Origin of the sequence: Paraburkholderia phenoliruptrix (assembly GCF_019511605.1) — a bacterium.
GTDB classification, from domain to species: domain Bacteria; phylum Pseudomonadota; class Gammaproteobacteria; order Burkholderiales; family Burkholderiaceae; genus Paraburkholderia; species Paraburkholderia phenoliruptrix_A.
In genome coordinates, this window is the sequence record NZ_JAEUAV010000007.1 from 98,087 (window position 1) to 123,580 (window position 25,494).

The window sequence follows — 25,494 nt, forward strand, 5'->3', positions numbered from 1 at the left end:
GGCACGCGGAGGCGGACGCCTCGCGCCCTTGAAGTCGAATCAGAAACTTTCCAAACGCAACAATTTCGGCAGAGGATGGGGAAAACTATGAACCGCACCGTGTTAGCTCGGGTACTTTCGATGTCGGCCGCCGCGGGCGTGGCCGCCGCTGGCGCGAGCGGCGCCAGTGCCGCGCCGCTCGACGCACTGATCGCCGCCGCGAAGCAGGAAGGCCAGCTCACCGTGATTGCATTGCCGCACGACTGGTGCAACTACGGGCAACTCGTCGCAGGCTTCCAGAAGAAGTACGGCATCAAGATCAACGAACTCAATCCGGATGCGGGCTCCGGCGACGAAGTGGAGGCCATCAAGGCGAACAAGGGCAACAAGGGCCCGCAAGCGCCGGATGTCATCGACGTGGGTCTGTCGTTCGGTCCGACTGCGAAGGCCGAAGGGCTCCTGCAACCGTATAAGGTGTCGACGTGGAATTCGATTCCGAAGGAGTCGAAGGATCCGGACGGCTACTGGTATGGCGACTACTACGGCGTGCTCGCATTCGAAGTGAACGCCGACATGATCGACAAGGCGCCCGCCGACTGGAGCGACCTGCTCAAGTCCGACTACAAGAATGCTGTGTCGCTTGCCGGCGACCCGCGTTCCGCGAACCAGGCAATCCAGGCGGTTTATGCGGCGGGCCTTTCGCAAAGCAAAGGCGACGCGTCCAAGGCCGACAAAGCCGGCCTCAAGTTTTTCGCCGACCTGAACAAGAGCGGCAACTTCGTGCCGGTGATCGGCAAGGCGGCCTCGCTTGCGCAGGGCACGACGCCAATCGTCGTGCGTTGGGACTACAACGCGCTCGCCGACCGCGACACGCTCAAGGGCAACCCGAAGGTTCAGGTGGTGATTCCGAAAACGGGCGTGCTGGCGGGCGTCTATGTTCAGGCGATCAGCGCCTACGCGCCGCACCCGAACGCTGCCAAACTGTGGATGGAATACCTGTACTCGGACGAAGGCCAGATCGGCTGGCTGACCGGCTATTGCCATCCGATGCGCTACAACGAACTGGTGGCGGCAAAGAAAGTGCCGCAGGCGCTGCTCGACAAACTGCCGCCGCCGAGCTCGTACAAGAACGTGGTGTTCCCGACACTGCAGCAGCAGGACGCGTACAAGGAAACCATCACCAAGCATTGGGACGAAGTGGTGGGCGCGAACGTCAAGTGATTGCAGCTTGACTGAGGTCGCGTGATCGAAGTGCGCCGCGGTGCCGTTCACAACGGACGGCAATCCGCGGCATTGGTTTTCAAGCCCAGAGGGTGAGCTATGAGCGCTTCATCGGATGCTGGATCGGTGCAGCCGGATTTGCCGTTGCCTGTGCCCACGCCGGCGCCGCGCGTCGACGGGCCGGGCCGCGCGTCGCAGATGCTGGCATGGATCGGCGTCGTGCCGTTCTTCACGTTCGCACTGTTGTTCCTGATTCTGCCCACCGGCTTTCTGATGGTCGGTGCGTTCCAGGACGCGCAAGGCCACTTCACGCTCGCCAATCTGCGCGATCTGTTGCAGCCCTCGGTGCTCGACGCCTACTGGATCAGCTTCAAGGTGAGCGCGGCGTCCGCGGCGGGAGGCGCGCTGATCGGCTCGCTGCTGGCGTGGGCCGCGGTGCAGGGCAAGCTGCCGCGCTGGATTCGTCCTACGTTGATGACCTTCTCCGGCGTCGCGTCGAATTTCGCCGGGGTGCCGCTCGCGTTCGCGTTCATCTGCACGCTGGGGCGCGTTGGGCTCGTCACGGTCCTGCTGAAGAAGTACCTCGGCTTCAATCTTTATTCGACGGGCTTCAGCATCCTCAGTTTTTCGGGCCTCACGCTCACCTACCTGTATTTCCAGATTCCGTTGATGGTGCTCATCGTCACCCCCGCGCTAGACGGCCTCAAACGCGAGTGGCGCGAAGCCTGCGATTGTCTTGGCGGCACCGCCTTCCAATACTGGCGCTATGTCGCGCTGCCGGTGCTGTGGCCGAGCGTGCTCGGCGCGACGCTGCTGCTGTTCGCCAATGCATTCGGCGCGGTGGCGACAGCCTACGCGCTGACCGGCAGCTCGCTGAACATCGTGCCGATCCTGCTCTTTGCGCAAATTCGCGGGGACGTCATGCATAACCAGAATCTCGGCTACGCGCTCGCGTTGGGCATGGTGCTCGTCACGGGCCTGTCGAACGGCGGCTACATCTGGCTGCGCTCGCGCGCCGAAAGGGGGCGCCGATGAAAAGCCAGTCGCGCGTAGGCGCATGGACCGCAACGGTGATCGGTTCGCTGTACTTCCTGATTCCGCTCATCGCCACGTTCGAATTCAGCTTGCGGATGAAGCGCGGCACTTACAGCTTCGAAGCGTACAGCGTGGTGCTGAGCGATCCGCGCTTTCAGGCGTCGTTTGGCTATTCGATTTTGATGGCCTTGCTGACGATCGTGGTCGGCATTCTGCTCGTGGTGCCGACGGCGTACTGGGTGCAATTGCGTTTGCCGAAGCTGCGGCCGGTGGTCGAATTCATAACGCTGCTGCCGCTGGTGGTGCCGGCCATCGTGATCGTGTTCGGCTATCTGCGCATCTACAACAGCAGTTCGATCCTGCCGCTTACGAGCAACGAGCGCGCGACGGACCTGCTGCTCGTATTCGGCTACGTGACGCTCGCGCTGCCCTACATGTATCGCGCGGTGGATGCGGGCTTGCGTGCGGTGGACGTGCGCTCGCTCACGGAAGCCGCCGAGTGTCTCGGCGCGAACTGGCCGACCATTCTGTTCAAGGTGATATTTCCAAATATCCGCTCGGGCATTCTGTCCGGCGCGTTTCTCACGTTTGCGGTTGTGATCGGCGAATTCACGCTCGCGAGCCTGCTCGACCGGCCCGCGTTCGGCCCGTACCTGCAGTTGATCGGCGCGAACCGCGCATACGAGCCGTCGGCGCTTGCGATCATCGCGTTCATGATCACGTGGGCGTCGATGGGGCTGATCCAGGTGTTCGGCTCAGCCCGCGCGGCAGCCGGCCAGAAACTTTGAGGCGCAAGCTTCGCACACTGCGTTTGACTCACTGAGGCGGCGAATCATGGCATTTCTCGAGATCGAAAATCTGCACAAGTCGTTTGGGGCGAACATCGCGCTGCATCACTTCGACATGAAGATCGAGCGCGGCGAGTTCATCACGTTTCTGGGGCCGTCGGGCTGCGGCAAGACGACCGTGCTACGCATGATCGCCGGCTTCGAAACGCCCACGCGCGGCGCGATCCGGCTCGACAACAAGGACGTCACGCATTTGCGCACACGCCAGCGCAAGGTCGGCATGGTGTTCCAGTCGTATGCGCTCTTTCCGAACATGACGGTGGCGGAGAACATTGGCTTCGGGTTGAAGATTACGCACCGGCCGCAGGCGGAGATCAATCAGCGCGTCGAGGAAATGCTGCATCTGATCAAATTGCCGCAGATGGGCGGCCGTTATCCGTGGCAACTGTCGGGCGGCCAGCAGCAGCGCGTCGCGCTGGCGCGCGCCCTCGCGGGCAAGCCGCAGGTGCTGCTGCTCGACGAGCCGCTTTCCGCGCTCGACGCAAAGATCCGCATCTCGTTGCGTCAGGACATTCGCGCGTTGCAGCGCGAGCTCGGCATCACGTCGATTTTCGTCACGCACGACCAGGAAGAGGCGCTGTCCATTTCCGACCGCATCGTCGTGATGAACGAAGGGCGCGTCGAGCAGATCGGCTCGCCTTCCGAAATCTACAACTATCCGCGCACGCGCTTTGTCGCGTCGTTCGTCGGCACGCTGAACATTCTGGCCGGCCATGTCGTCGACCCGGCAACCGGCAGGATGGCGGTGGACGGCCAGGAGCTCATCACGACGCAGGAACTGCCGGCCGGCGATGCAGGCAAAAAGCGCCTGCTCGCGCTGCGCCCGGAAGCGATCGTGCTGGAGCCGGCGGCGCCCGGCCGCAACACGCTGAATGCGACCGTGGAGGAAGTGAATTTCCTCGGCGCGGTGGTGCGTATCAGGACGCGCGTGAAAGACGCCGTCATTTCGCTCGACGTGTTCAACGACCCGAATCGCGGTTTACCCGAACGAGGGCAGCCTGTCTCGCTCGGTTTCTCGCACGAGAACCTGCTCGTGCTCGAGGAAGGCAACGCCTGAAATCCGGGCGAGGCCCGCCAGCAAAGGCTCGGGGTTTTCCCGGAGGCTGTGCGGTCAGCCATTCCGGGTTTCCCGACGCGTCGAATCCGGATTTCCGGAATCCCGGAAGCCTTGCGCCGTACCCTTTGGAAAAAACGTTACGAATCAAGGGTATGTCTTAGGCATCAAGCTGGCATCGACCTTGCAAAATAGATAGCGCGGCCGCAACGGTCCGACAACTAAAGCAAGGAGACAACGATGTCTGATTTCCCTTCCTGGTATTTCTGAATTCGTCGTCTTGTCGCGGCCTAATGCCGTGCACAGGCGACGATCATTCGTTCGCATGATGCGCAGCGTGGCAGGCCATGAGCTCACCCACATCGCAGGAAACATCGTGAAGAAACCTATCCACAAAGTGCTGTACGTCCAGGTGATCGTGGCGATCATCATCGGGATCGCGCTCGGACATTACTATCCGACTCTCGCCGTCGACATGAAGCCGCTCGGCGACGCGTTCATCAAGCTCATCAAGATGGTGATCGGACCGATCATCTTCTGTACGGTGGTGACGGGTATCGCCGGCATGGAAGACATGAAGAAGGTGGGGCGTGTCGGCGGCAAGGCGCTCTTGTACTTCGAGGTCGTCTCCACGTTCGCGCTGCTTCTGGGCCTCGCCGCGACGCACCTGCTGCGTCCGGGCGTCGGCTTCAATGTCGATCCCGCCACGCTGAACGGCAAGGAGGTCGCGTCGTACGCCGCGAAGGCGCACGGGCAGACCACCGTCGACTTCCTGATGCACATCATTCCGGACACCCTGGTGTCGGCGTTCTCGCAAGGTGAGATCCTGCAGATCCTGCTGATCGCGCTGCTGTTCGGCGCGGTGCTCGCCCATGTCGGCGAGCGCGGCAGGCCGGTGACGAGCTTCATCGAAAGCCTGTCGAGCATCCTCTTCGGCATGGTCGGAATCATCACGAAGCTGGCGCCGATCGGTGCGTTCGGCGCGATGGCCTTCACCATCGGCAAGTACGGCATCGGCTCGCTGCTGCCCATGCTCAAGCTGATCGGCACGTTCTATCTGACGTCGATCGTCTTCGTGGTCGTGGTGCTCGGCCTCATCGCGCGCGCGGTGGGCTTCAACGTGCTGCGCTTCATCGCGTACATCAAGGAAGAGATGCTGATCGTGCTCGGCACGAGCTCGTCGGAAGCCGCGCTGCCGCAACTGATGCTGAAGCTCGAGAAGCTCGGCTGCTCGCGCTCGGTCGTGGGTCTCGTGGTGCCGACCGGTTACTCGTTCAACCTCGACGGCACCAACATCTACATGACGATGGCCGTGCTGTTCATCGCCCAGGCAACCAACACCGACCTCACGTGGACGCAGCAGCTCACGCTGCTCGCGGTCACGATGCTGACTTCTAAGGGCGCGAGCGGCGTGACCGGCGCGGGCTTCATCACGCTGGCCGCGACGCTCGCCGTGGTGCCGACCATTCCGCTGTCGGGCATGGTGCTGATTCTCGGCATTGACCGCTTCATGAGCGAATGCCGTGCGCTGACCAACATCGTCGGCAACGGTGTGGCGACGGTGGTCGTGTCGGCATGGGAAAAGGAGCTGGACCGCAGCAAGCTGAACGCCGCGCTGCGCGGCGACGTGCCGCTCAAGGAACCGGCCGGCGTCTGAGCCGGACCGTGGCCGGCAGTGCCTGAAAAAGCATGACCCTGGCGGCCGCGGACACCCGAACATGCAACCGGTGACCGCGCGCCCAGCCCCAGTGCCCTCGGCCGACGAAGCTCGCGCCGAGGGCGCTTCGCCTTATGCCACAATATCCGATCACACCCGACCGGATATTGCCAACGTGACCCGCCGCCTGCTGATCCTCTTCGCGCTCGTCGCCGGGCTCGTTGCGGCGTGCGGGCTCACCTACAGCGTCGCGTGGCAAAGCGGCATCGACAGTTTGCGGTTAAATGCCGCCGGGCGCGTCGACCGCACCACCAGTTCGCTGAAAAGCACGCTCGAGCGCTACGAGTCGCTGCCGTATCTGCTCGCCGAGCATCCGATCGTGCAGGACGTGCTCGTCGATCCGTCGCCTGCCAACGTGAAGCGTGCGAATCTCTATCTCGAAGACCTGAACCGTCACGCACGCGCGACGGTGACCTACATCATTCCGCTGAACGGCTACTGCGTGGCCGCGAGCAACTGGCAGGGGCCGGGCAGCTTCATCGGCGCGGGCTATCACTTCCGGCCGTATTTCGTCGATGCGATCAAGGGCGGTGTGGGCCGCTTCTTCGGCATCGGTACGATTTCGCAGGCGCCGGGCTATTACATCTCGCAGCCGGTGAGGCGCGACGGCAAAATAGTCGGCGTGGCGGTCGTCAAACTCGACCTCGAGTGGTTTCAGGGCGCGGACGCGTTCGAGCCGCTCGTGGTCACCGACGATCATGGCGTGATCTTTCTGTCGTCCGTGCCGGCGTGGAAATACCACACGATCCGGCCGCTCTCCGGGCAGGTTGCGGATTCCATCTACCAGGCGCGCCAGTACGCGCAGCAGCCCATCGAGCCGCTGCCGGTGACAATCGAGCGCAAGCTGGAAGGCGACGCGCAGATCGTGCGCGTCGGCGGCGGCCGCTACGCGCCGCGTTATCTGGCGTCGCGGCGCGGCATGGGCGAACCGGACTGGCATCTGATTACCATGGCGCCGGTGAGCCCCGTCGACGCCGACGCGCGCAACGCGACCATCGTCACCGGCTTTGGCTACGTGTCGCTGGTGCTGCTCGCGTTTTACTGGAGAATGCGCCGCGCGCGCGTGCGCGAGGTCATGCGCAGCCGCGCGCTGCTGCAGAAGGCGTATGCCGAATTGAACCAGCGCGTCGCCGAACGCACCGCGGATCTCTCGCAAGCGAACGAGCAATTGCAGAAGGAAGTCTCCGAGCGCACGCGCGCCGAGCAGGAACTGCGCGCCGCGCACGACGAACTGATCCAGGCAAGCAAGCTGGCCGCGCTGGGCCAGATGGCGGCCGGCATCACGCATGAACTGAATCAGCCGCTCGCCGCACTGCGCGGCTTTTCCGATAACACGCGAGTGTTGCTCGAGCGCGGCGACCAGGCGTCGGCGCGCGAAAATCTGGAGGCAATCGCGGCGCTCACCGAACGCATGGGCAAGATCACCAATCAGTTGAAGCTCTTTGTCGGACGGGCGCGGCCGCGCAGCGCCCGGGCGCCGGCCGTGCGGGCGCTGCGCAATGCGGTCGCGCTGTTGCAGAAGCGCTTGCAGGGTGTGGAGCTGGAGCTTGCGCTATTCGACGTGGAAAGCGGCACGCGCTCGCCGCTCGATCTTGCCGGCGACCATCCCGACCTGATCGCGCATTGCGACGATCTGCGCCTCGAGCAGGTGCTGATCAATCTGCTCGGCAATGCGCTCGACGCCACCGCGGGCATGGCCGCGCCGCGCATCTCGGTGCACATTGAAGTGACTGCCGGCAGCCTCTCGTTCGCGGTCGGCGACAACGGTCCCGGCATTCCTGAGGACGTGCTGCCGCGGCTGTTCGAACCGTTCTTCACCACCAAGGAAATGGGGCAGGGCCTTGGGCTCGGCCTGGCGATTTCGTCGTCGATCGCGCGCGATTGCGGCGGCACGCTGGTGGCGCGCAATGCGCCGCAAGGCGGTGCATTATTTGTACTGACGCTGCGCCGGCCGCGCGTGCAGACGAGCCATACCGCAGACCCGCTTACCACGGGCTCCTGAATCCGATGAGAAAGACATGCTGAACGACGGCTTGCAAGTGCTGTATATCGAAGACGACGAACTCGTGCGGCGCGCCAGCGTGCAGAGTTTGCAACTGGCGGGCTTCGACGTGGTGGGCCATGCGTCGGCGGAGTCGGCGGCGAAGTCGATCAGCGCGGACTTCTGCGGCGTGATTGTCAGCGACATACGCTTGCCCGGCGCAAGCGGGCTCGAGTTGCTTGCGCAGTGCCATGAACGCGCGCCTGACGTGCCGGTGATTCTGGTCACCGGTCACGGCGATATTTCGATGGCGGTGCAGGCGATGCGCGACGGCGCCTATGATTTCATCGAAAAGCCGTTTGCGTCCGAACGCCTGATTGAAACCGTGCGGCGCGCGCTGGAGCGGCGCAAGCTCGTGCTCGAAAATCACGCGCTGCGCCGGGAGCTCGCGGGACAGAATACGGTGGCGCCACGCATTATCGGCCGCAGTCCGGCTATCGAGCAGGTGCGGCGGCTCATCGCCAACATCGCGCCGACCGATGCGTCGGTGCTGATCAACGGCGACACCGGCGCGGGCAAGGAACTGATCGCACGCAGTCTGCACGAGTTGTCGCCACGGCGCGACAAGCCGTTTATTGCTGTCAATTGCGGCGCGCTGCCCGAGCCGATGTTCGAATCCGAGATGTTCGGCTATGAGCCCGGCGCCTTCACTGGCGCCGCGCGGCGCCGCATCGGCAAGCTCGAGCACGCCTCCGGCGGCACGCTGTTTCTGGACGAAATAGAAAGCATGCCGCTCGCGCTGCAGGTCAAGCTGTTGCGTGTGTTGCAGGACGGCGTGCTCGAACGCCTCGGCTCCAATCAGCCGATTCGCGTGAATTGCCGTGTGGTCGCGGCGGCTAAGGGCGATATGGCGGAGCGCGTCGCGGACGGCTCGTTCCGCCGTGACCTGCTGTACCGCCTGAACGTCGTGACCATCGCGTTGCCGCCGCTTGGCGAGCGGCGCGAGGACATCGTGCCGCTTTTCGAACACTTTCTGCTCGACGCAGCCGTGCGTTATCAGCGGCCGGCGCCGATGCTGACCGACCGCCAGCGCGCGAGCCTGATGCAGCGCGACTGGCCCGGCAACGTGCGCGAACTGCGCAATGCCGCCGACCGCTTCGTGCTTGGGGTCGTCGACGATCCGGTTACCTCTTTCGGCGACGAAGGCAGCGAGCCACAGCCGCTCAAAGAGCGCGTCGAGCAATTCGAGCGCGCGGTGATCGCCGAGGCGCTGGAGCAGTGCGGAGGCGCGGTGGCGCTTGCCGCAGACCGGCTGCAACTAGGCAAGGCCACGCTTTACGAGAAGATCAAGCGGTATGGGCTGGCGGCCAAAGGGGATGCGGAAAGGTGAAAATGAAAACGCCGGCAGTCATGCCGGCGTTTTTTATTGAGCTCAAACGTATTGCAGGTGATGCGGCGGGCTTTGCGACCGTTGCGCTGCGAAGGTCAGCAAGCCGCCGCGACGCCGATGCGCTCAGGCTGCGTTCAGCGCTTTCTCCAGCAACTGGTCGAGTTCCGCGAATTGCGGTTCACCGACATAGCGCTTCAGAATCTTGCCGTCCTTATCGACCAGGAACGTGGTCGGCGTAAGTTGCACGTTGCCGAACTGCTTCGCGGCCGAACCGTCGTCCATCGCGACCTTGAACGGCAACTGGCGCGTTTGCGTGTAGTTGGTCACGTACATGGGCGCGTCGTAGCTCATGGCCACCGCGACGAACTCGAGCCCTTTGCCTTTGAAGCGGTTGTAGGTTTGCACCATCTGCGGCATTTCCTTCATGCAGGTGTCGCAGCTAGTCGCCCAGAAGTTGACGAGATAAACCTTGCCCTTCAGGTCGGCCGTGGTGACTTTCTGCCCGGAGAGCAGCGTGAAAGTCGCGTCGGGCACGCGCTGCTGGCCGGCAAACGCAAAATAACCCGCCACGCCGATGGCGACCGCAACAGCGGCGATGATCAAATAGCGAAGCGGATTCGTGCGGGTGACCGCGCTGGTCGACGTAATAGAGCTCATGAAAGGGACCTCGGAAGTCGCGCCGGGGCGCGGGGCAGGGCTTAGGCCAAGGCTACGGGCGCCCTGCGAAATGGCTTCGCTATTGTAGTCCGATTCCGGCGACGCAGCAGTGCGGGCGGTGGTGCGGGCAGCAGGGCAGGCGGTGGTGCAGGCGGTGATGGAAACGGTGCCGTGTGCCGGGCCGCGTGTGAAGGACGACGGATGAGCGGCACTTTAAGGAGCGCGGGTCGCGAGCCCGCGCAGGCCGGCGACAAAAAGCCGCACCCAGCTTCCGGTGGACCAAACGGCCGCCCGCGCTCAGGCCGCTTCCACGCACGCCAAGCGCTTGCAACGGATAATCACGCTTTATGCTGATGTCTTCCGATCCGCTTCACCGGCACCACTGTCCCATGCTCCAGACATTTTTTCGCGTTTTTCCGCTTTTCTCCGAATCTGCCTCGCGCTTCTTTTTCCCTTTCGCCGCCAGCCGCAATGCTGGAAATCGCGCGCTGCCCAACCGGGCGCGCCTGCGCTCGCCCGTGCGGATGGCGGCTTGCGCGCTAGCCGTCGGCGTAGCGTTGGGCGCCTGTTCGCCCACCTTCGACTGGCGCACCATCATGAACAACGACAACGGCTACACCATCGACTTGCCGGCCAAACCGGGCAACGATCAGCGCGCCGTGCAGGTGGACGGCACGCCGATGCAGATGGCCATGCAGACCGCCGAAGCCGGTGACGCCGTGTTCGCGGTGGGCACCCTGATGCTGCCGGACGAAAGCGAAGCGACGCAGCGCAAGGCCCTCGAATTTCTGCGCACCGGCCTCGCGCGGAACGTGGGCGTGGCGCCTGACGCGCACGCGGTGCAGATTCCGCTCGCCGCGGGCGGCAAGGTTCTGGGACTGGAAATGAAGCTGACGGGCGAGGCCGGCTCCGCGCATGAGACCCGGACCGTCTATGCGCGGCTCGTCGCGCGTGGACGGCATGCTTATCAAGCCGCGATCATCGCTTCAAAGCCGCTTGCGCCGGAACAGGTCGAGCAGTTTTTCTCGTCGTTCAAGCTCTATTGAAAGCGGTAGATTTGGCCGATTGTCCTGTTGAGCGACGCAGTTGCGCACTGAAAGTTCCTTCGCAGCTTTTCGCGCTAATTCGCGGTTTACGTTGAGGTTTTCCACGTCCCGACGCATCCTGTGGATAACTCTGTTGAGAAGTCCCGGTTTTTTGCCGCAGATGCCCGCCGGGCGGGCATTCCACCAGCGTCTGCGTTCGCTGGCAAAAATAAAAACTCTTTAAAAATCAATCACCTGCTTCGGACACCTTGAAGAAAGCTTTCAGATGTTTCTAAATTTATCTGGAACGCGGGCGTGTGCATAAGTCAAGTCTTGACAGCATCTTTTTCTCCTTATCCAGAGCCAAAAGCCCTGCGGTACTGAACCGCCTCGCCGACCTGCGCGGCGCTCGGCATATGCGCCCCGGCAAGGTCGGCGATCGTCCGTGCAACCTTGAGGACGCGGTAATAGGCCCGCGCCGACCAGCCGAAACGTTCGCCGGCCTCCCGCAGCAGCGCCTCGCCGGCGATGTCGAGACGGCAGACTTCGTCGACTTCCCGGCCGTTCAGCTCGCGGTTGGTCTTGCCTTGCCGCGCCAATTGCCGCGCGCGCGCGGCGAGCACACGCCTTGCGATCACCTCGCTCGTTTCACCGGCAGTGTTGGCTCGCGCCGACAACTCTGCAGAAGTGAGCGCCGGCACCTCCAGTTGAATGTCGATGCGGTCGAGCAGCGGGCCTGAAAGCTTGCGCAGATAGCGCGCTGCCACCTCCGGCGTGCAGCGGCAGCGCCCGTTCGGATCGCCGCGCCATCCGCACGGACAGGGGTTCATCGCGGCGATGAGTTGGCACGCCGCCGGAAAGTCGGCTTGCAGCGCCGCGCGCGAGATCGTGATGCGGCCAGCCTCCAGCGGTTCGCGCAGCGTTTCCAGCACGTCGCGGTCGAACTCGGGCAATTCGTCGAGAAAGAGCACGCCCAGGTGCGCGAGTGTGATCTCGCCCGGCTGCGGCGGGTTGCGCCCGCCGACCAGCGCGGCCGCGCTCGACGAATGATGCGGTGCCCGGAACGGCCGCTGGCGCCATTGCGCGGGCGTGAAGCCCGCACGGCTTGCTGAAAGCAGGGCGGCAGAGCAGAGCGCTTCGTCGTCGGTCATCGGGGGCAGCAGACCCGGCAGGCGAGCAGCGAGCATCGACTTGCCCGCGCCCGGCGGGCCGATCAGCAACACATGATGGCCACCGGCAGCGGCCACTTCGAGCGCGCGGCGCGCGCCCCGTTGGCCGATCACGTCGCCCATGTCCGGCATGACGGCAGGCGTGCTGAGCGCCAGATCGGGCGCGGCGACCGGGTAAAGGCGTGCGTCGGGTGCATTGGCGAGGTGGGCGCACAGCGACGGCAGATCCGTCGCTCCGTAAACATCGACGCCGGGGACCAGCGCGGCTTCGGCCGCGCTCGCGGCGGGTAGATACAACTGCGGGGTGCGCTTGTGCGAGGCCTGGCCGGCCGTCGTGTCGGCGGCAGTAGTGGCAAGGATGGCAGACGCTCCGGACGTAACGCAGGCAACGGACGCCGGACTTCCAGCCCCAGCACGCACCGCAGCGTTGCCAGCAGCGCTCACCCCGCCAGCAACACTCGCACCGCCGGCACCCGTTCCCGTCGCCGCCGCGCGCGCCGTACCGCAAGCCATTGCAAACGCCCCTCGCATGGGACGCAGCGCACCGGTCAGCGACAACTCGCCCGCGAACTCGCGGTCGAGCAGCGACTCCGCCGGTATTTGCCCGCTCGCGGCGAGGATGCCCAAGGCGATCGGCAGGTCGAAGCGGCCGGATTCCTTGGGCAAATCCGCCGGAGCGAGATTGACCGTGATGCGTCGCACGGGAAAATCGAAGTTGCAGTTTTGCAGCGCCGCGCGTACGCGCTCGCGGCTTTCGCGGACTTCCAGATCAGGAAGTCCGACGATCGAAAAAGAGGGTAGCCCGTTGGCGAGGTGAACCTCGACGGTTACTTCGGGCGCGCGGCCGGCGGCCGGCGCGCGACTGCGCACCACGGCAAGCGACATGTTTTCTCCCGTCGGACGGCGCGCGAGCGGCGCGCTCTATCCCCTTAATACGCTGATGACGTCACGGCTCGCTTGCCTGTGATGTGCAGCCCGATGCAGCTGAAAGCGCCGCTTGCGAAACCGTCAGACGGCTTGCGAGGTGACCGGCAGCTTCTGCTCGAGCTCGGCGACGCGGCGCTCCAGCTCTTCAAGGCGCGCACGGGTACGCACCAGTACCTGGGTCTGCGTATCGAATTCCTCGCGCGTGACCAGATCGAGCTTCGAGAAGCCTTGCGACAGCATGGCCTTTACGTTGCGTTCGACGTCTTTGGCCGGCGAGTTCTTGAAGAGCTCGCTCATGCGCGCCTGAATGTCGTTAAAAACATCGTTCGGTTGTTTCATGGTGTTCCCTTTGATGCACAAAAAATGTGCAGCGTTTCGTTACGTCTGTGCCTCGCTCCTCGCGATGCGCCCACTTGGTGCGTGCGGTCCAGGCGTGCTAGTCGGCATGAGCCCGTTTGGTGCGCAGCTTTGCTTGCGGAGTGTGAGGACACTCTAGCAATGATCCCCGCGCTGCGCCACCGGACGGGGCGCGCGTTGGCCATCTGGACAAGGGCGGCTGCGCCTTTTCCCGCTACGTATGGCGGCAGTCTGACACAACATGGCATACGAGTTGCTCTTACTGCCCCGCGCGCTCCGCCGGTACGGATTCCGGCGGAGCAACGAGACCACGTTGACCGGCTGTGATCGCCGCCTGGCTTGCGCGAGCGGGTTTCTGGCGGCTTACGCAACGGTTACGGAGGCGGCCTTGAGCAGCGGACGCGTAAGCCGCTCGAGCAGCGATCAAGCAGGCGGATCGAGCCGCGGAATGTGCGAAGCAGCGCAATTCGCAAGCAGGCAGCAGGCAGGTACGCAAACAGGCACACAAACGGGTTACGCAAGCGGGTTACGCAAAAGGGTTACGCAACTAAGCGAGGGGATTTCATGAAACTCATCACCGCAATCATCAAGCCGTTCAAGCTCGATGAGGCGCGCGAAGCCTTGTCGGCCATCGGCGTCTCGGGCATCACGGTTACCGAGGTCAAGGGGTTCGGCCGTCAGAAGGGCCATACGGAGCTGTATCGCGGCGCGGAGTACGTCGTCGATTTCCTGCCGAAGGTGAAGATCGAGGCGGCTGTCTCGGACGACATCGTCGATCAGGCGATCGAGGCGCTCGAGCGCGCCGCGCGCACGGGCAAGATCGGCGACGGCAAGATTTTCGTCACGCCGATCGAACAGGTGATCCGGATCCGCACCGGCGAGACCGGCGCGGACGCTCTGTAATACCAAAAGATAGCGACACAGATAGCGACAAGAGGAAACGAAAGATGCGCAAATTATTGATGTCCTTGCTGATGGCCGGTTCGCTGCTCGCGGGCGGTATCGGCGCCGCCCTCGCGGACGACGCTTCCGCCCCCGTAGCCGCCTCGGCCGCTGCTTCCGACGCAGCAGCAAGCGCGCCCGCAGCCGACGCTTCGGCTGCACCGGCGGCTTCCGCCCCCGCCGCGGCCGCGCCGGCAGCAAGCGCTGCGGCAGCCGCGGCGCCGGCTGCCCCGACCGCGCCGTTCTCGGTCGACTCGTCGAAAATCAACTCGGGCGACACTGCCTGGATGCTGACCTCCACGGCACTGGTGCTGTTCATGACGATTCCCGGCCTCGCGCTCTTCTACGGCGGCATGGTCCGCAAGAAGAACGTGCTCGCCACGCTCATGCAAAGCTTCGCCATCACCTGTCTCGTGACGATCATCTGGGCCGTGGTGGGCTACACGCTCGCGTTCACGCCGGGCGGCTCGTTCATCGGCGGCTTCTCGCGCTTCTTCATGTCGGGCATGAACTACATCAAGGGCGACACGACCACGCTGACGGTCAGCCATCTGGCGCCGACCATCCCGGAATCGGTCTACTTCGTCTATCAGATGACGTTCGCGATCATCACCCCGGCGCTCATCACCGGCGCATTCGCCGACCGCATGAAGTTCTCGGCCATGCTGGTTTTCATGACGCTGTGGTCGATCATCGTCTACTCGCCGGTCGCGCACATGGTGTGGGAACCGACCGGCTGGCTGGCTAGCGCGGGCGTGCTGGACTTCGCGGGCGGCACGGTGGTGCACATCAACGCCGGTATCGCGGGTCTGGTCTGCTGCCTCGTGCTGGGCAAGCGCGTCGGCTACGGCAAGGAAGCCATGGCTCCGCACAACCTCACGCTCACGCTGATCGGCGGCGCGATGCTGTGGGTGGGCTGGTTCGGCTTCAACGCGGGTTCGGCAGTCGCGGCAGACGGCCGTGCCGGCTTCGCGATGTTCGCAACGCAAGTGGCAACCGCAGCGGCAGCGCTCGCGTGGATGTTCGCCGAATGGGCGGCCAAGGGTAAGCCTTCGGTGCTCGGCATCGTGTCGGGCGCGGTGGCAGGTCTGGTGGCGATCACGCCGGCTTCGGGCTTCGTCGGCATGACGGGCTCGCTCGTGATCGGCATCGTCGCGGGCGTGGTCTGCTTCTGGTCGGCAACGTGGCTCAAGCACAAGCTCGGTTACGACGATTCGCTCGACGCCTTCGGCGTGCACTGCATCGGCGGTATCGTCGGCGCGTTGCTGACCGGCGTGTTCGCGGTCAAGGACATTGGCGGCTTCGACGGCAGCGTCGTGCTGCAAGCCAAGGGCGTGCTGACGACGCTCATCTACAGCGGCGTGGTGAGCTTCATCCTGCTGAAGATCATCGACATGGTAATGGGCATCCGCGTGACGGAAGAAGAAGAGCGCGAAGGCCTGGACGTGAGCCTGCACGGCGAACACGTCGAATAAGCACGATGTCGCGCGGGCCCGTGCTCCCGGGCTCCGCCATCGGCCCAGCCTGCCGCGCCGCCCGGCGCGACGGGCAAGGGCACCGCAAGCCGCAACAAGGTAATAGGTAACAGGCAACAGGTAACAGGCAACAGGCAACAGCAACACAAGCGCAACGATTCGGCCCGCCTTTATGGCGGGCTTTTTTCTTGCTCGCCATCTTGTTAACAGCACTTTGTGCTGCCTATCATGGCGATAGTGAGAATGCATTCCGGCTAGGTTGCGAATGGAGAAACCATCCCCAAATGGGAAAAGCATTTGCTCTACAATCTTTTTTCTCCAGTCTGCGAGTGATCAATGGTTCCGCACCTAGTTACGGCGTTAAACGGCCCGCTGCTCGATCTCGAGCGGAAGATCCTCGACGCCACTCCTGCAATCGAACGCTGGTTCCGGCTCGAGTGGCAGGAGCACACGCCGCCTTTCTACTGTTCCGTCGACCTGCGGAACGCGGGGTTCAAGCTGGCGCCCGTCGACACCAATCTGTTTCCCGGCGCCTTCAATAATCTGCCGCAGGAAGTGCTGCCGCTTGCCGTGCAGGCCGCGATGGCGTCCATCGAAAAGATCTGCCCGGACGCGAAGAATCTGCTCGTCATTCCCGAGCGCCACACGCGCAACGCGTTTTATCTGGAGAACGTCGCCCGGCTGGCGGCCATCATGCGGCAGGCAGGGCTGAACGTGCGTTTCGGCACGCTCGACGAAAGCATCAACGGACCCGTCACCATTGCGCTGTCAGACGGGCAGAAACTGGTGCTCGAACCGCTCGAGCGTTCGCAGCGGCGTCTCGGCCTGAAGAATTTCGACCCTTGCTCGATTCTGCTGAACAACGATCTGTCGGGCGGCATTCCGCCCGTGTTGGAGAATCTGCACGAACAGTATCTGCTGCCGCCGCTGCACGCGGGGTGGGCGGTTCGCCGCAAATCGACGCACTTCTCGTGTTATGACGACGTCGCCAAGAAGTTTGCGAAGATGGTCGAAATCGACCCGTGGATGATCAACCCGTACTTCGCACACGTGGAAGGCGTGGATTTCCAGGAGCGCACTGGCGAAGAGGCGCTGGCAGAAGCGATCGACGGCGTGCTGAAGAAAATCGCGAAAAAGTATCGCGAGTACGGCATATCCGAGAAACCGTATGTGGTCATCAAATCGGACGCGGGCACCTACGGCATGGGCGTCATGACGGTGCACGACGCGTCGGAAGTCGCCGCGCTCACCAAGCGCGAGCGCGCGAAGATGGCGGCCACCAAAGACGGTCTCGAAGTGCACGACGTGATCGTGCAGGAAGGCGTCTACACCTTTGAGCGCATCGGCGAGGAAGTGGCCGAGCCGGTCGTCTATATGATCGACCGCTACGTAGTGGGCGGTTTCTACCGCGTGCACGGCAGCCGCGAACGCGATCAGAACCTCAACGCGCCGGGCATGCACTTCGTGCCGCTCGGCTTCGAGCATACGGCTTTGCCGGACGCCCACGCGAAGCCCGGCGCGGCGCCGCCTAACCGCTTCTATATGTATGGCGTGGTGGCGCGCCTCGGCTTGCTGGCCGCATCGGTCGAACTCGAAAAGACCGATCCGGAAGCCATCCAGGTGTGAGCGCGGCGGCGCGGCTAACGCCCGCGCCGTTGCTCTCGCCACCTTCGCGGTAACTCACGATCAACGCCAGGCCCAGCAGGGCGCAACGGGACCTTCATGGACATTCTTTTCATCGCCGATCCGCTTACGCAGTTCAAGATCTACAAAGACTCGACCTACGCGATGATGGCCGAGGCCGCGCGCCGCGGTCATACGCTCTACGCGTGCGAGCCGAAGCATCTGGCGTGGACTGGCGGCGACGTCGAAGCCAACGTGCGGCGCTTTGCGATCACGGGCGACGTGACCGATCTGCATCGCGACGAATGGTATGCGGCGGAAAGCGCCGCGCCGCGCGCACTGAAAAGCTTCAGCGCCGTGGTGATGCGTAAAGACCCGCCGTTCGACATGGAATACGTGACCTCCACGTGGCTGCTCGAATTGGCGGAGCGCGCCGGCGCACGCATCTTCAACAAGCCGCAGGCGATTCGCGATCATTCCGAAAAACTCGCGATCGGCGAATTCGCGCAGTTCGTCGCGCCCACGCTCGTGACGCGCGATCCGGCGCGCCTGAGGGCGTTCCACGAGCAGCACGGCGACGTGATCCTCAAGCCGCTGGACGGCATGGGCGGCATGGGCGTATTCCGCGTGAAGGCGGACGGCATGAACCTGGGTTCGATCATCGAAATGCTGAGCCACGACGGCGCGCGCACGGTGATGGCGCAAAAATTTATTCCCGAGATCAAGGACGGCGACAAGCGGATTCTGCTGATAGGCGGCGAGGCGGTGCCGTATTCGCTCGCCCGCATTCCGCAAGGCAACGAGGTGCGCGGCAACCTGGCGGCCGGCGGGCTGGGCGTCGCGCGTCCGCTTACCGAGCATGACCGCAAGATCGCGGACACGCTCGCGCCCGTGCTGGCGGCGCGCGGCCTGCTGCTGGTCGGGCTCGACGCGATCGGCGACTGGCTCACCGAGGTGAACGTGACGAGCCCCACGTGCTTTCGCGAGATCATGGATCAGACGGGCTTCGACGTGGCGGCCATGTTCGTCGACGCGCTGGAGCGCGCGGCGGGCTGATTGCGTGACGAAAGGAGCCGCCGCGCTTGAAAGCGGGCCGCGGCTCCCAAACTGGGTAACAGGATCTGCACGATGTCCGCTGCGGGCGGGACGTCGGCGTGGGCTCGAAAACGGGCCTGCTACAATGCCTGCTCTCCGCATGTATTCGTATAAGCGTGCTCCGGGCGGAGCCGCCGGCATGAACAGCGGAGCGTTGAGCGGGCAGGTTTGACGGGCGCTGGTGCAACCTCGCGGTCGACCTCTCGCGTGTGAACTGATGCAGTTCCGGTCCTCATGGCCCACGGCCGGCCGAGGGCGCGAGCATTCCGGACAAGGTTCCGATCCACGTTTGGGGCCGTCTTTTTGCAGTAGGCTGACATGGCAGGCATTCTGATCATTGCGCACGCTCCGTTCGCCACCGCGTTGCGCGACTGTATTTCGCATATTTACGGCGGTTTGCCGGCTCGCATCGGGGTGATCGACGTATCGCCCGACTGCGATCCCGCACAAATGGTTTCTTTTGCGGAGTCGGAGATTGCGCGTCTGAAGGAAGAGAACGGCGCGCTGGTGCTCACCGACATGTTCGGTGCGACACCCGCGAATATCGCAGGGCGGCTTGCTGCGGTGCCGGACGTGCGCGTGCTCTGCGGCGTCAATTTGCCGATGCTGGTGCGCGCGGTCTGCTATCGCGCGACGCCGCTCGACACGCTGGTGGACAAGGCGCTCGCCGGCGCCACGAAGGGTATCCATGCAATCGGCCCGGCCACGCCCGCGCCCGCCGAGGCGGTGGCTGTAGCCGGCGACTGTCTGCCGGCGCTGCCGGCCGACGCGGAGCTCACGCAAAAGAGCGGGCCGGCCGGTTTGTAGCCGGTCGTCCGGCTAGCCGTCGCGGCACGCGCGTTGAAGCTTGTATCTTCAACGCTTTGCGCCTGACTGGCAGTTTCTTTTTCCACAACAACATTTACCCGCGCTTCGGACCATCACATGCTGCAACAGGAAACGACTATCGTGAACAAGCTGGGGCTGCACGCGCGTGCGTCGGCCAAATTGACGCAACTTGCGGGCAGTTACCAGTCCGAAATCTGGATGAGCCGCAACGGCCGCCGCATCAATGCGAAGAGCATCATGGGTGTGATGATGCTGGCTGCGGGCATCGGCAGCACGGTGCTGATCGAAGTCGAAGGCGCCGACGAAAAAGAAGCCATGGACGCATTGCTGAAACTGATCGCTGATAAGTTCGGTGAAGGTCAGTGAGCTTGCAATCGGCATGACGATGAATGAAGACGCCGCGGCCATCCGCGGCGTTTTTTTAGCGCGCGACAATGTGCAGCGGGCGAGCGAATCGCCGACGTCAAAGCAGGCAGTGCGTGCGTCGCGCGGTATTCCATGCGGCAACTTGCCTACGCGCTTTCGTGCTGCGCTGCACACAGCATTCGCGCGCGAACAGCAGCTTGCGGAATTTATAATGACGACGAGAGTCTGAGAGCACTGCAGCGGTTTGCCGCGGCATCACACAACTAGAGGAGGTGCGCGTGTCGTTCACGCTGCATGGAATTCCCGTGTCACGCGGTATTGCCATCGGGCGGGCTTATCTTATCGCCCCGGCTGCACTTGACGTAGACCACTATCTGATCGAACCCGCGCAAATCGAAGGCGAGGTCGAGCGCTTTCGCACGGCGCAGCAACGCGTTCATGAGGAACTCGACGCGTTGCGGGCAGACCTCGCCGCAGACGCGCCCAGCGAAATGGGCGCGTTTATCAACGTACATTCAATGATCCTGAACGATGCGATGCTCGTTCAGGAAACCATCGACCTGATCCGCACGCGTCGCTACAACGTCGAGTGGGCGCTCACGGAACAGCTGGAACGGCTGTCGCGCCATTTCGACGATATCGAAGACGAGTATCTGCGCGAACGCAAGGCCGACATCGAGCAAGTGGTGGAGCGCGTGCTGAAGGCGCTCGCGGGGGCGTCCGCAACGCTCGTGGACGGCGTGCACGGCGCCTGTGACGAAATGATCGTGGTGGCTCACGACATCGCACCGGCCGACATGATGCAATTCAAGACGCAAACGTTCCAGGGCTTCGTCACGGATCTCGGCGGCCGTACTTCGCATACGGCTATTGTTGCGCGAAGCCTGGGCATTCCCGCCGCAGTCGGCGTGCAGCACGCGAGCGCGTTGATTCGCCAGGACGACCTGATCATTGTCGACGGCGATCATGGCATTGTGATTGTCGATCCCGCGCCGATTGTCCTCGAAGAGTATTCGTACCGGCAAAGCGAAAAGGCTCTCGAACAGCGCAAGTTGCAGCGCCTCAAGTTCTCGCCTACGCAAACGCTGTGCGGCACGCGCATCGAGTTGTGCGCGAATATCGAGTTGCCGGAAGACGCGCGCGCCGCGCTTGACGCCGGCGCAACCGGCGTCGGCCTGTTCCGCACGGAGTTCCTGTTCATGAATCACAAGGACCGGATGCCGGAAGAGGAGGAGCAGTTCGAAGCCTACCGGCGCGCGGTCGAGTTGATGAACGGCCTGCCCGTCACGATCCGCACGATCGACGTGGGCGCCGACAAGCCGCTCGATTCGATGAGCGGCGGCGACGGCTACGAGACAGCGCCGAACCCGGCGCTCGGGCTCAGGGCGATTCGCTGGAGCCTTTCCGAACCGCAGATGTTCCTCACGCAACTGCGGGCGATTCTGCGCGCGTCCGCGTTCGGTTCAGTGAAGATTCTGGTGCCGATGCTCGCGCACGCGCAGGAAATCGACCAGACGCTCGACCTGATCCGCGAAGCGAAACGGCAACTGGACGACGCCGGGATTGCGTACAACCCGAACGTGCAGGTCGGCGCGATGATCGAGATTCCGGCGGCCGCGATTGCTTTGCCGCTGTTTCTGAAACGGCTCGATTTTCTGTCGATCGGCACGAACGATCTGATTCAGTACACGCTCGCTATCGACCGCGCGGACAATTCCGTCGCGCATCTGTACGACCCGCTGCATCCGGCCGTGCTGCATCTGATCGCGTTCACGCTGCGCGAGGCGAAGCGCGCGGGCGTGCCCGTGTCCGTATGCGGCGAGATGGCCGGCGATCCCGCGTTGACGCGCCTGTTGCTCGGCATGGGCCTCACCGAGTTTTCGATGCACCCGAGTCAGCTACTCGAGGTCAAACAGGAAGTGTTGCGCTCGCATCTGAAGACGCTGGAAAAGCCGGTGGCCGACGTGCTCGCATCGTTCGAGCCCGAAGAAGTGCAAGCGGCGCTCAAGCGTGTCGCGCAAGCCTGATTCCGATCGACCTGGCCGCTTGAACGACAAACGCCGCACTTGTGCGGCGTTTGTCGTTGGTGGCCCGGCGTTTGGTCGTTTGACTCGTTTGATTCGTTTGATTGGTTTGATCCGTTCGGCCTTCCGGTCGCTTGCTTCTGATCAGGCGCGGTGGCGTTCCTTGCAGACCGGGCAATCCGTCTGCCGGCTAATGCGCATGGTGGTCCACTCCATTCGCAACGAATCGAGCATGGTCAGGCGGCCGCTGAGCGGCGTGCCGATCCTGCCGATGACCTTCAGGGCTTCGGCCGCCTGCATCGACCCGATAATGCCAACAGTGGGCGCGAATACGCCCATAGTCGAACACGCTACTTCCTCGAACGGCTGGTCTTCCGGAAACACGCATGCATAGCATGGCGATGCTTCGTCGCGGAAATCAAACGTACTGATCTGGCCGTCGAAGCGCAAAGCCGCGCCTGACACGAGCGGCACGCCGTGCTTCACGCAGGCGCGATTGATTGCGTGACGCGTCGCGAAATTGTCGGTGCAGTCGAGCACAACTGTCGCGCCGGGCACTTCGCGATCGAGCCATGCGTCGTCGACGCGTTCGGCTACTGCGTTCACGCTCACTTCGGGATTGATTTGTGCAAGCGTGTCGCGGCCCGACTCAACCTTCTTGCGTCCGACAGACGCGCTCACATGCAGGATCTGCCGTTGCAGATTGGTGAGGTCCACCGTATCGGCATCGACCAGCGTCAAGCGTCCGACTCCCGCCGCCGCCAGGTACATCGCTGCGGGCGAACCCAGTCCGCCTGCGCCGACGATGATGGCGTGCGCGTCGATAAAACGCTGCTGCGCCTCGATACCGATTTCGTCGACGAGAATGTGGCGGGAATAGCGAAGGAGTTGGTCGTCGTTCATGGCGGGAGCCGGCGTGTCTTCGCGGTATTACACCGCGAAGACACGCGAGGTGGTACTGCTTGCGCTGCTTACTTGCTTTGCGTTGCGGGAGCGGAGGCTGGCGCCGTATTCGACGCGCCCGGCACCGGTTGCGTGGGCTTCACGGCAACCGGCGCGGACGCCGACGTGGCCGGCTTGTTCTGCGCGAGACGGCGCTCGGTGATCGACTTCGATTCCTGCACCGGCTTGCCTTCCAGTTTATTCAACGCTTGCGCCAGCATGAAGTCGTCGGCAGAACCGAATTCGACCGGCTTGCGTTCGCGGTCTTTCTGACGCTGCTCCGGCGTTTTTTTGTCGTTCTGCTCTTCGAGCTGACGCAACTGATCCATGCGATCCTGCTCGCGCTTCTCGGCTTCCTTCTTCTCGTTCGGATCTTGCGTGTTGGCAAGGTGATTCGAGTAGTCGACTTCGCGCGTGACGAGTGCGTCGTCCGGATCGCCTTCCGCGTACTGGTCCACCGCGATGTCAGGACGAATGCCCTTGTTCTGGATGGAGCGGCCGCTCGGCGTGTAGTAGTACGCCGTGGTCAGGCGCAGCGCGGTGTCGGCGGTCATGGGGCGCACCGTTTGCACGGAGCCTTTGCCGAACGTGGTCTTGCCGACGATCAGCGCACGGTGCTGATCCTGCAGCGCGCCCGCGACGATTTCCGATGCCGACGCCGAATAGGCGTTGGTGAGCACGACCATCGGCACGGTCTTGAAGATCGGCGCTTCGTCTTTCAGCGGGTCGGAGTCGAAAGATTGCAGACGGTAGTTGTCGTAAGTGTCGCGATAAACCTGCTTGGAGTCCGGAATCTGCCCGTTGGTGGAGACGACAACCGAATTGGGCGGCAGGAACGCGCCGGCCACGCCGACCGCGCTTTGCAGCAGACCGCCGCCGTTGTTGCGCAGGTCGAGCACGAGGCCCTTCAGATTGGGTTGCTGACGCGCGATCTCCTGCAGCTTCGCGGCGAGGTCAGGCGTGGTGCGTTCCTGGAAGCTCGTGATCCGCACGTAGGCGTAGCCCGGCGCAAGAATCTTCATCTTCACCGACTGCACCTTGATGACGGCGCGCGTGACGGTGAGCGGGAACGTGCGGTCGTCCGTCTTGCGGAAAATGGTGAGCGTGACCTTGGTGCCCGGCTCGCCACGCATCTGCTTGACGGCCTGGTCGAGCGTCATGCCTCGCACGGGCTTGTCGTTGATGCGCGTAATCAGGTCGCCCGGACGGATGCCGGCGCGGAATGCAGGCGTGTCTTCGATCGGCGAGATCACCTTTATCAGGCCGTCTTCGGACGAAATTTCAATGCCCAAGCCCGCAAAGCGGCCCTTGGTCTGCTCCTGCAGTTCTTCGTAATCCGTCTTGTCCAGGTAGGACGAATGCGGATCGAGGCTCGACACCATGCCCTTGATGGCGGCGGTGAGGAGCTTTTTATCGTCGACGGGTTCGACGTACTCGTGCTTGATCTGCCCGAACACTTCGGCAAAGAGCCTGAGCTGGTCCAGCGGCAACGGCGTGGCCGCACTGGCGGGTTGCTGCGCCGAGGCCGAAAGTTGCAGGGTGGCAAATACACCGGTAGCAAGGCCCGCGGCGATCAGGCCGATATTTTTCAGGTTCTTTCGCATAGAGTCTGTTGCGGTCGGAAGCGCGTGGCAGCGTCAAGAGATGGGGACGGACAAGTATAACTGCACACCCGCCAATCGAGGGCGGGGCGCAGGCAATCGTGGTTCGACAGCGCGGCGGCTGCCGGGTTCGGCGCAACGCGCGTGCGGCGGCGAAGTAATCTGCGGTAACGGCGCGCGGCGGGGAGAATGGCGCATTTCGGGGAAGCAGGCGGTGCCGACCGGTAGGTGTTGCCGGGCGGCGCTGCTCACGCGGCCGCAACCGCGTTTTCAACGGCGCGGTGAGCCGCGTTTCGAGCGTTGTCATCGAGCGCCTGTCCAACGCCGCCGTCGAGCGCGTGTGGACGTGTCCCGAAGGGGTCCCGAGGGGCGTTCAGAAACGCCGTCCCGCACGCGCCGCTACAGCCGCGAAGGCGCCCGAACCCGTGGCGCGCCAGCCGCGAACGCGAGGCGCCGGCCAGAATCAGCCCGCCTTGCCCTGCTTGGCGACAGCTGCCTGCGCCTTCGCAATGGCTTCCTGGTCGCCCAGATAGTAATGCTTGATGGGCTTCAGATCCTCGTCGAGTTCATAGACGAGCGGCACACCGTTAGGAATGTTCAGCCCGACGATGTCGGCGTCCGAAATGTTGTCCAGGTACTTCACCAGCGCGCGAATCGAGTTGCCGTGCGCGGCGATCACCACCTTGCGGCCCGACTTGATGGCCGGCGCGATGGACTCGTTCCACAGCGGCAGCACGCGCGCAACGGTGTCTTTCAGGCACTCGGTAAGCGGCAACTGTTCGCGCGGCACCTTGGCGTAGCGCGGGTCGTCGTAAGGCGCGCGCTCGTCGGTGGGCTCCAGCGCGGGCGGCGGCGTGTCGTAGCTGCGGCGCCAGACCAGCACCTGTTCGTCGCCGAACTTCGCCGCCGTTTCCGCCTTGTTCAGGCCCGACAGCGCGCCGTAATGGCGCTCGTTCAGACGCCACGAATGGACGACGGGGATATACATCTGGTCCATCTGGTCCTGCACGTGCCACAGCGTGCGGATCGCGCGCCTGAGCACCGACGTGTACGCGATGTCGAACGTGTAGCCGGACTCCTTCAGCAGCACGCCCGCCTGCTGCGCTTCGCGATTGCCCTGCTCCGTGAGGTCGACGTCGACCCAGCCCGTGAAGCGGTTTTCCTTGTTCCACGTCGATTCGCCGTGGCGGATGAGAACGAGTTTGTACATAAGATTGCCGGTCGGTAGTGAGGAAGCG

Annotated in this window: 23 protein-coding genes; 16 read left to right on the forward strand and 7 right to left on the reverse strand. The window is 63.6% G+C overall.

Annotated features, from left to right (window positions below):
* The first annotated feature begins 87 nt into the window (after window positions 1–87).
* From JNB89_RS12140 to JNB89_RS12170, 7 genes are all read left to right on the forward strand, one after another.
* Window positions 88–1,200, forward strand: a complete 1,113-nt coding sequence (locus tag JNB89_RS12140; protein WP_013337890.1) for an ABC transporter substrate-binding protein — start codon at window positions 88–90, stop codon at window positions 1,198–1,200.
* Window positions 1,201–1,299: 99 nt separating this feature from the next.
* Window positions 1,300–2,235 carry an ABC transporter permease gene (locus JNB89_RS12145; protein ID WP_220362345.1) on the forward strand — a complete coding sequence of 312 codons (936 nt, stop codon included), beginning with the start codon at window positions 1,300–1,302 and terminating at the stop codon, window positions 2,233–2,235.
* Window positions 2,232–3,023 carry an ABC transporter permease gene (locus JNB89_RS12150; protein ID WP_027211557.1) on the forward strand — a complete coding sequence of 264 codons (792 nt, stop codon included), beginning with the start codon at window positions 2,232–2,234 and terminating at the stop codon, window positions 3,021–3,023. Before JNB89_RS12145 ends, JNB89_RS12150 begins: the two co-directional genes overlap by 4 nt.
* Before the next feature lie 46 nt (window positions 3,024–3,069).
* Window positions 3,070–4,140, forward strand: coding sequence for an ABC transporter ATP-binding protein (locus JNB89_RS12155; protein ID WP_013337893.1), 1,071 nt, complete (start codon window positions 3,070–3,072; stop codon window positions 4,138–4,140).
* A 373-nt stretch (window positions 4,141–4,513) separates the two neighbouring features.
* Window positions 4,514–5,794 carry a dicarboxylate/amino acid:cation symporter gene (locus tag JNB89_RS12160; protein ID WP_220362346.1) on the forward strand — a complete coding sequence of 427 codons (1,281 nt, stop codon included), beginning with the start codon at window positions 4,514–4,516 and terminating at the stop codon, window positions 5,792–5,794.
* 61 nt (window positions 5,795–5,855) lie between these two features.
* The gene (locus JNB89_RS12165) at window positions 5,856–7,856 is read left to right on the forward strand and encodes a sensor histidine kinase (RefSeq protein ID WP_220362347.1); all 2,001 of its coding nucleotides are present in this window, start codon (window positions 5,856–5,858) and stop codon (window positions 7,854–7,856) included.
* Window positions 7,857–7,872: 16 nt separating this feature from the next.
* Entirely contained in the window at window positions 7,873–9,225 is a 1,353-nt protein-coding gene (locus tag JNB89_RS12170) for a sigma-54-dependent transcriptional regulator (RefSeq protein ID WP_013337896.1), read from the forward strand.
* Between the two features lie 123 nt (window positions 9,226–9,348).
* On the opposite strand, the gene JNB89_RS12175 is transcribed toward JNB89_RS12170, so the two are convergent.
* Window positions 9,349–9,882: a TlpA disulfide reductase family protein gene (locus tag JNB89_RS12175; RefSeq protein WP_013337897.1), complete on the reverse strand. Its 534-nt coding sequence runs from the start codon at window positions 9,880–9,882 to the stop codon at window positions 9,349–9,351.
* A gap of 370 nt (window positions 9,883–10,252) precedes the next feature.
* Window positions 10,253–10,492 (reverse strand): hypothetical protein, encoded by a 240-nt coding sequence (locus JNB89_RS31030; protein ID WP_223216739.1) that lies wholly within the window; start codon window positions 10,490–10,492, stop codon window positions 10,253–10,255.
* Between JNB89_RS31030 and JNB89_RS12180 the strand changes: the two genes are divergently transcribed.
* Entirely contained in the window at window positions 10,407–10,928 is a 522-nt protein-coding gene (locus JNB89_RS12180; protein WP_223216738.1) for a hypothetical protein, read from the forward strand. The genes JNB89_RS31030 and JNB89_RS12180 overlap by 86 nt on opposite strands.
* 332 nt (window positions 10,929–11,260) lie before the next feature.
* Here the strand turns inward: JNB89_RS12180 and JNB89_RS12185 are convergent, their stop codons facing one another.
* The gene (locus tag JNB89_RS12185) at window positions 11,261–12,961 is read right to left on the reverse strand and encodes a YifB family Mg chelatase-like AAA ATPase (RefSeq protein ID WP_220362349.1); all 1,701 of its coding nucleotides are present in this window, start codon (window positions 12,959–12,961) and stop codon (window positions 11,261–11,263) included.
* 123 nt (window positions 12,962–13,084) lie between these two features.
* Window positions 13,085–13,342, reverse strand: coding sequence for an accessory factor UbiK family protein (locus JNB89_RS12190; RefSeq protein ID WP_013337900.1), 258 nt, complete (start codon window positions 13,340–13,342; stop codon window positions 13,085–13,087).
* Between the two features lie 582 nt (window positions 13,343–13,924).
* On the opposite strand from JNB89_RS12190, the gene JNB89_RS12195 reads away from it, so the two are divergent.
* The 8 genes from JNB89_RS12195 to ptsP all read left to right on the forward strand — a co-directional run bounded on the left by JNB89_RS12195 (window position 13,925) and on the right by ptsP (window position 21,716).
* A complete protein-coding gene (locus JNB89_RS12195; RefSeq protein WP_006048089.1) occupies window positions 13,925–14,263 on the forward strand; it encodes a P-II family nitrogen regulator in 339 nt (112 codons plus the stop codon).
* Window positions 14,264–14,307: 44 nt separating this feature from the next.
* The gene (locus JNB89_RS12200; protein ID WP_013337901.1) at window positions 14,308–15,777 is read left to right on the forward strand and encodes an ammonium transporter; all 1,470 of its coding nucleotides are present in this window, start codon (window positions 14,308–14,310) and stop codon (window positions 15,775–15,777) included.
* 336 nt (window positions 15,778–16,113) lie between these two features.
* On the forward strand, window positions 16,114–17,403 hold the full coding sequence (gene gshA / locus JNB89_RS12205) for a glutamate--cysteine ligase (RefSeq protein ID WP_013337902.1): 1,290 nt from the start codon (window positions 16,114–16,116) through the stop codon (window positions 17,401–17,403).
* A 96-nt stretch (window positions 17,404–17,499) separates the two neighbouring features.
* Entirely contained in the window at window positions 17,500–18,456 is a 957-nt protein-coding gene (gene gshB / locus JNB89_RS12210) for a glutathione synthase (RefSeq protein WP_220362350.1), read from the forward strand.
* Between the two features lie 357 nt (window positions 18,457–18,813).
* Window positions 18,814–19,302 (forward strand): PTS sugar transporter subunit IIA, encoded by a 489-nt coding sequence (locus JNB89_RS12215; protein ID WP_013337904.1) that lies wholly within the window; start codon window positions 18,814–18,816, stop codon window positions 19,300–19,302.
* Window positions 19,303–19,419: 117 nt separating this feature from the next.
* Window positions 19,420–19,689 (forward strand): HPr family phosphocarrier protein, encoded by a 270-nt coding sequence (locus JNB89_RS12220; RefSeq protein WP_013337905.1) that lies wholly within the window; start codon window positions 19,420–19,422, stop codon window positions 19,687–19,689.
* Between the two features lie 19 nt (window positions 19,690–19,708).
* Window positions 19,709–19,918 carry a hypothetical protein gene (locus JNB89_RS12225; protein WP_220362351.1) on the forward strand — a complete coding sequence of 70 codons (210 nt, stop codon included), beginning with the start codon at window positions 19,709–19,711 and terminating at the stop codon, window positions 19,916–19,918.
* Window positions 19,919–19,967: 49 nt separating this feature from the next.
* Window positions 19,968–21,716: a phosphoenolpyruvate--protein phosphotransferase gene (gene ptsP / locus JNB89_RS12230; protein ID WP_220362352.1), complete on the forward strand. Its 1,749-nt coding sequence runs from the start codon at window positions 19,968–19,970 to the stop codon at window positions 21,714–21,716.
* Between the two features lie 141 nt (window positions 21,717–21,857).
* Here the strand turns inward: ptsP and JNB89_RS12235 are convergent, their stop codons facing one another.
* The 3 genes from JNB89_RS12235 to gpmA form a co-directional block, all read right to left on the reverse strand.
* Window positions 21,858–22,616, reverse strand: coding sequence for a HesA/MoeB/ThiF family protein (locus tag JNB89_RS12235; protein WP_013337907.1), 759 nt, complete (start codon window positions 22,614–22,616; stop codon window positions 21,858–21,860).
* Window positions 22,617–22,684: 68 nt separating this feature from the next.
* Window positions 22,685–24,259: a S41 family peptidase gene (locus tag JNB89_RS12240; protein ID WP_013337908.1), complete on the reverse strand. Its 1,575-nt coding sequence runs from the start codon at window positions 24,257–24,259 to the stop codon at window positions 22,685–22,687.
* Between the two features lie 460 nt (window positions 24,260–24,719).
* Window positions 24,720–25,466, reverse strand: a complete 747-nt coding sequence (gene gpmA, locus JNB89_RS12245) for a 2,3-diphosphoglycerate-dependent phosphoglycerate mutase (protein ID WP_013337909.1) — start codon at window positions 25,464–25,466, stop codon at window positions 24,720–24,722.
* Window positions 25,467–25,494: the final 28 nt, after the last annotated feature.

Coding starts and splice junctions, on each gene's coding strand:
- gpmA (WP_013337909.1), bottom strand. CDS start 25,466: ATGTACAAACTCGTTCTCATCCGCCACGGCGAATCGACGTGGAACAAG.
- JNB89_RS12185 (WP_220362349.1), bottom strand. CDS start 12,961: ATGTCGCTTGCCGTGGTGCGCAGTCGCGCGCCGGCCGCCGGCCGCGCG.
- JNB89_RS12235 (WP_013337907.1), bottom strand. CDS start 22,616: ATGAACGACGACCAACTCCTTCGCTATTCCCGCCACATTCTCGTCGAC.
- JNB89_RS12190 (WP_013337900.1), bottom strand. CDS start 13,342: ATGAAACAACCGAACGATGTTTTTAACGACATTCAGGCGCGCATGAGC.
- JNB89_RS12220 (WP_013337905.1), top strand. CDS start 19,420: ATGCTGCAACAGGAAACGACTATCGTGAACAAGCTGGGGCTGCACGCG.
- gshA (WP_013337902.1), top strand. CDS start 16,114: ATGGTTCCGCACCTAGTTACGGCGTTAAACGGCCCGCTGCTCGATCTC.
- JNB89_RS12200 (WP_013337901.1), top strand. CDS start 14,308: ATGCGCAAATTATTGATGTCCTTGCTGATGGCCGGTTCGCTGCTCGCG.
- JNB89_RS12180 (WP_223216738.1), top strand. CDS start 10,407: ATGGCGGCTTGCGCGCTAGCCGTCGGCGTAGCGTTGGGCGCCTGTTCG.
- JNB89_RS12195 (WP_006048089.1), top strand. CDS start 13,925: ATGAAACTCATCACCGCAATCATCAAGCCGTTCAAGCTCGATGAGGCG.
- JNB89_RS12165 (WP_220362347.1), top strand. CDS start 5,856: ATGCAACCGGTGACCGCGCGCCCAGCCCCAGTGCCCTCGGCCGACGAA.
- JNB89_RS12215 (WP_013337904.1), top strand. CDS start 18,814: ATGGCAGGCATTCTGATCATTGCGCACGCTCCGTTCGCCACCGCGTTG.
- gshB (WP_220362350.1), top strand. CDS start 17,500: ATGGACATTCTTTTCATCGCCGATCCGCTTACGCAGTTCAAGATCTAC.
- JNB89_RS12175 (WP_013337897.1), bottom strand. CDS start 9,882: ATGAGCTCTATTACGTCGACCAGCGCGGTCACCCGCACGAATCCGCTT.
- JNB89_RS12240 (WP_013337908.1), bottom strand. CDS start 24,259: ATGCGAAAGAACCTGAAAAATATCGGCCTGATCGCCGCGGGCCTTGCT.
- JNB89_RS12225 (WP_220362351.1), top strand. CDS start 19,709: ATGAATGAAGACGCCGCGGCCATCCGCGGCGTTTTTTTAGCGCGCGAC.
- JNB89_RS12150 (WP_027211557.1), top strand. CDS start 2,232: ATGAAAAGCCAGTCGCGCGTAGGCGCATGGACCGCAACGGTGATCGGT.
- JNB89_RS12140 (WP_013337890.1), top strand. CDS start 88: ATGAACCGCACCGTGTTAGCTCGGGTACTTTCGATGTCGGCCGCCGCG.
- JNB89_RS12155 (WP_013337893.1), top strand. CDS start 3,070: ATGGCATTTCTCGAGATCGAAAATCTGCACAAGTCGTTTGGGGCGAAC.
- JNB89_RS12170 (WP_013337896.1), top strand. CDS start 7,873: ATGCTGAACGACGGCTTGCAAGTGCTGTATATCGAAGACGACGAACTC.
- JNB89_RS12145 (WP_220362345.1), top strand. CDS start 1,300: ATGAGCGCTTCATCGGATGCTGGATCGGTGCAGCCGGATTTGCCGTTG.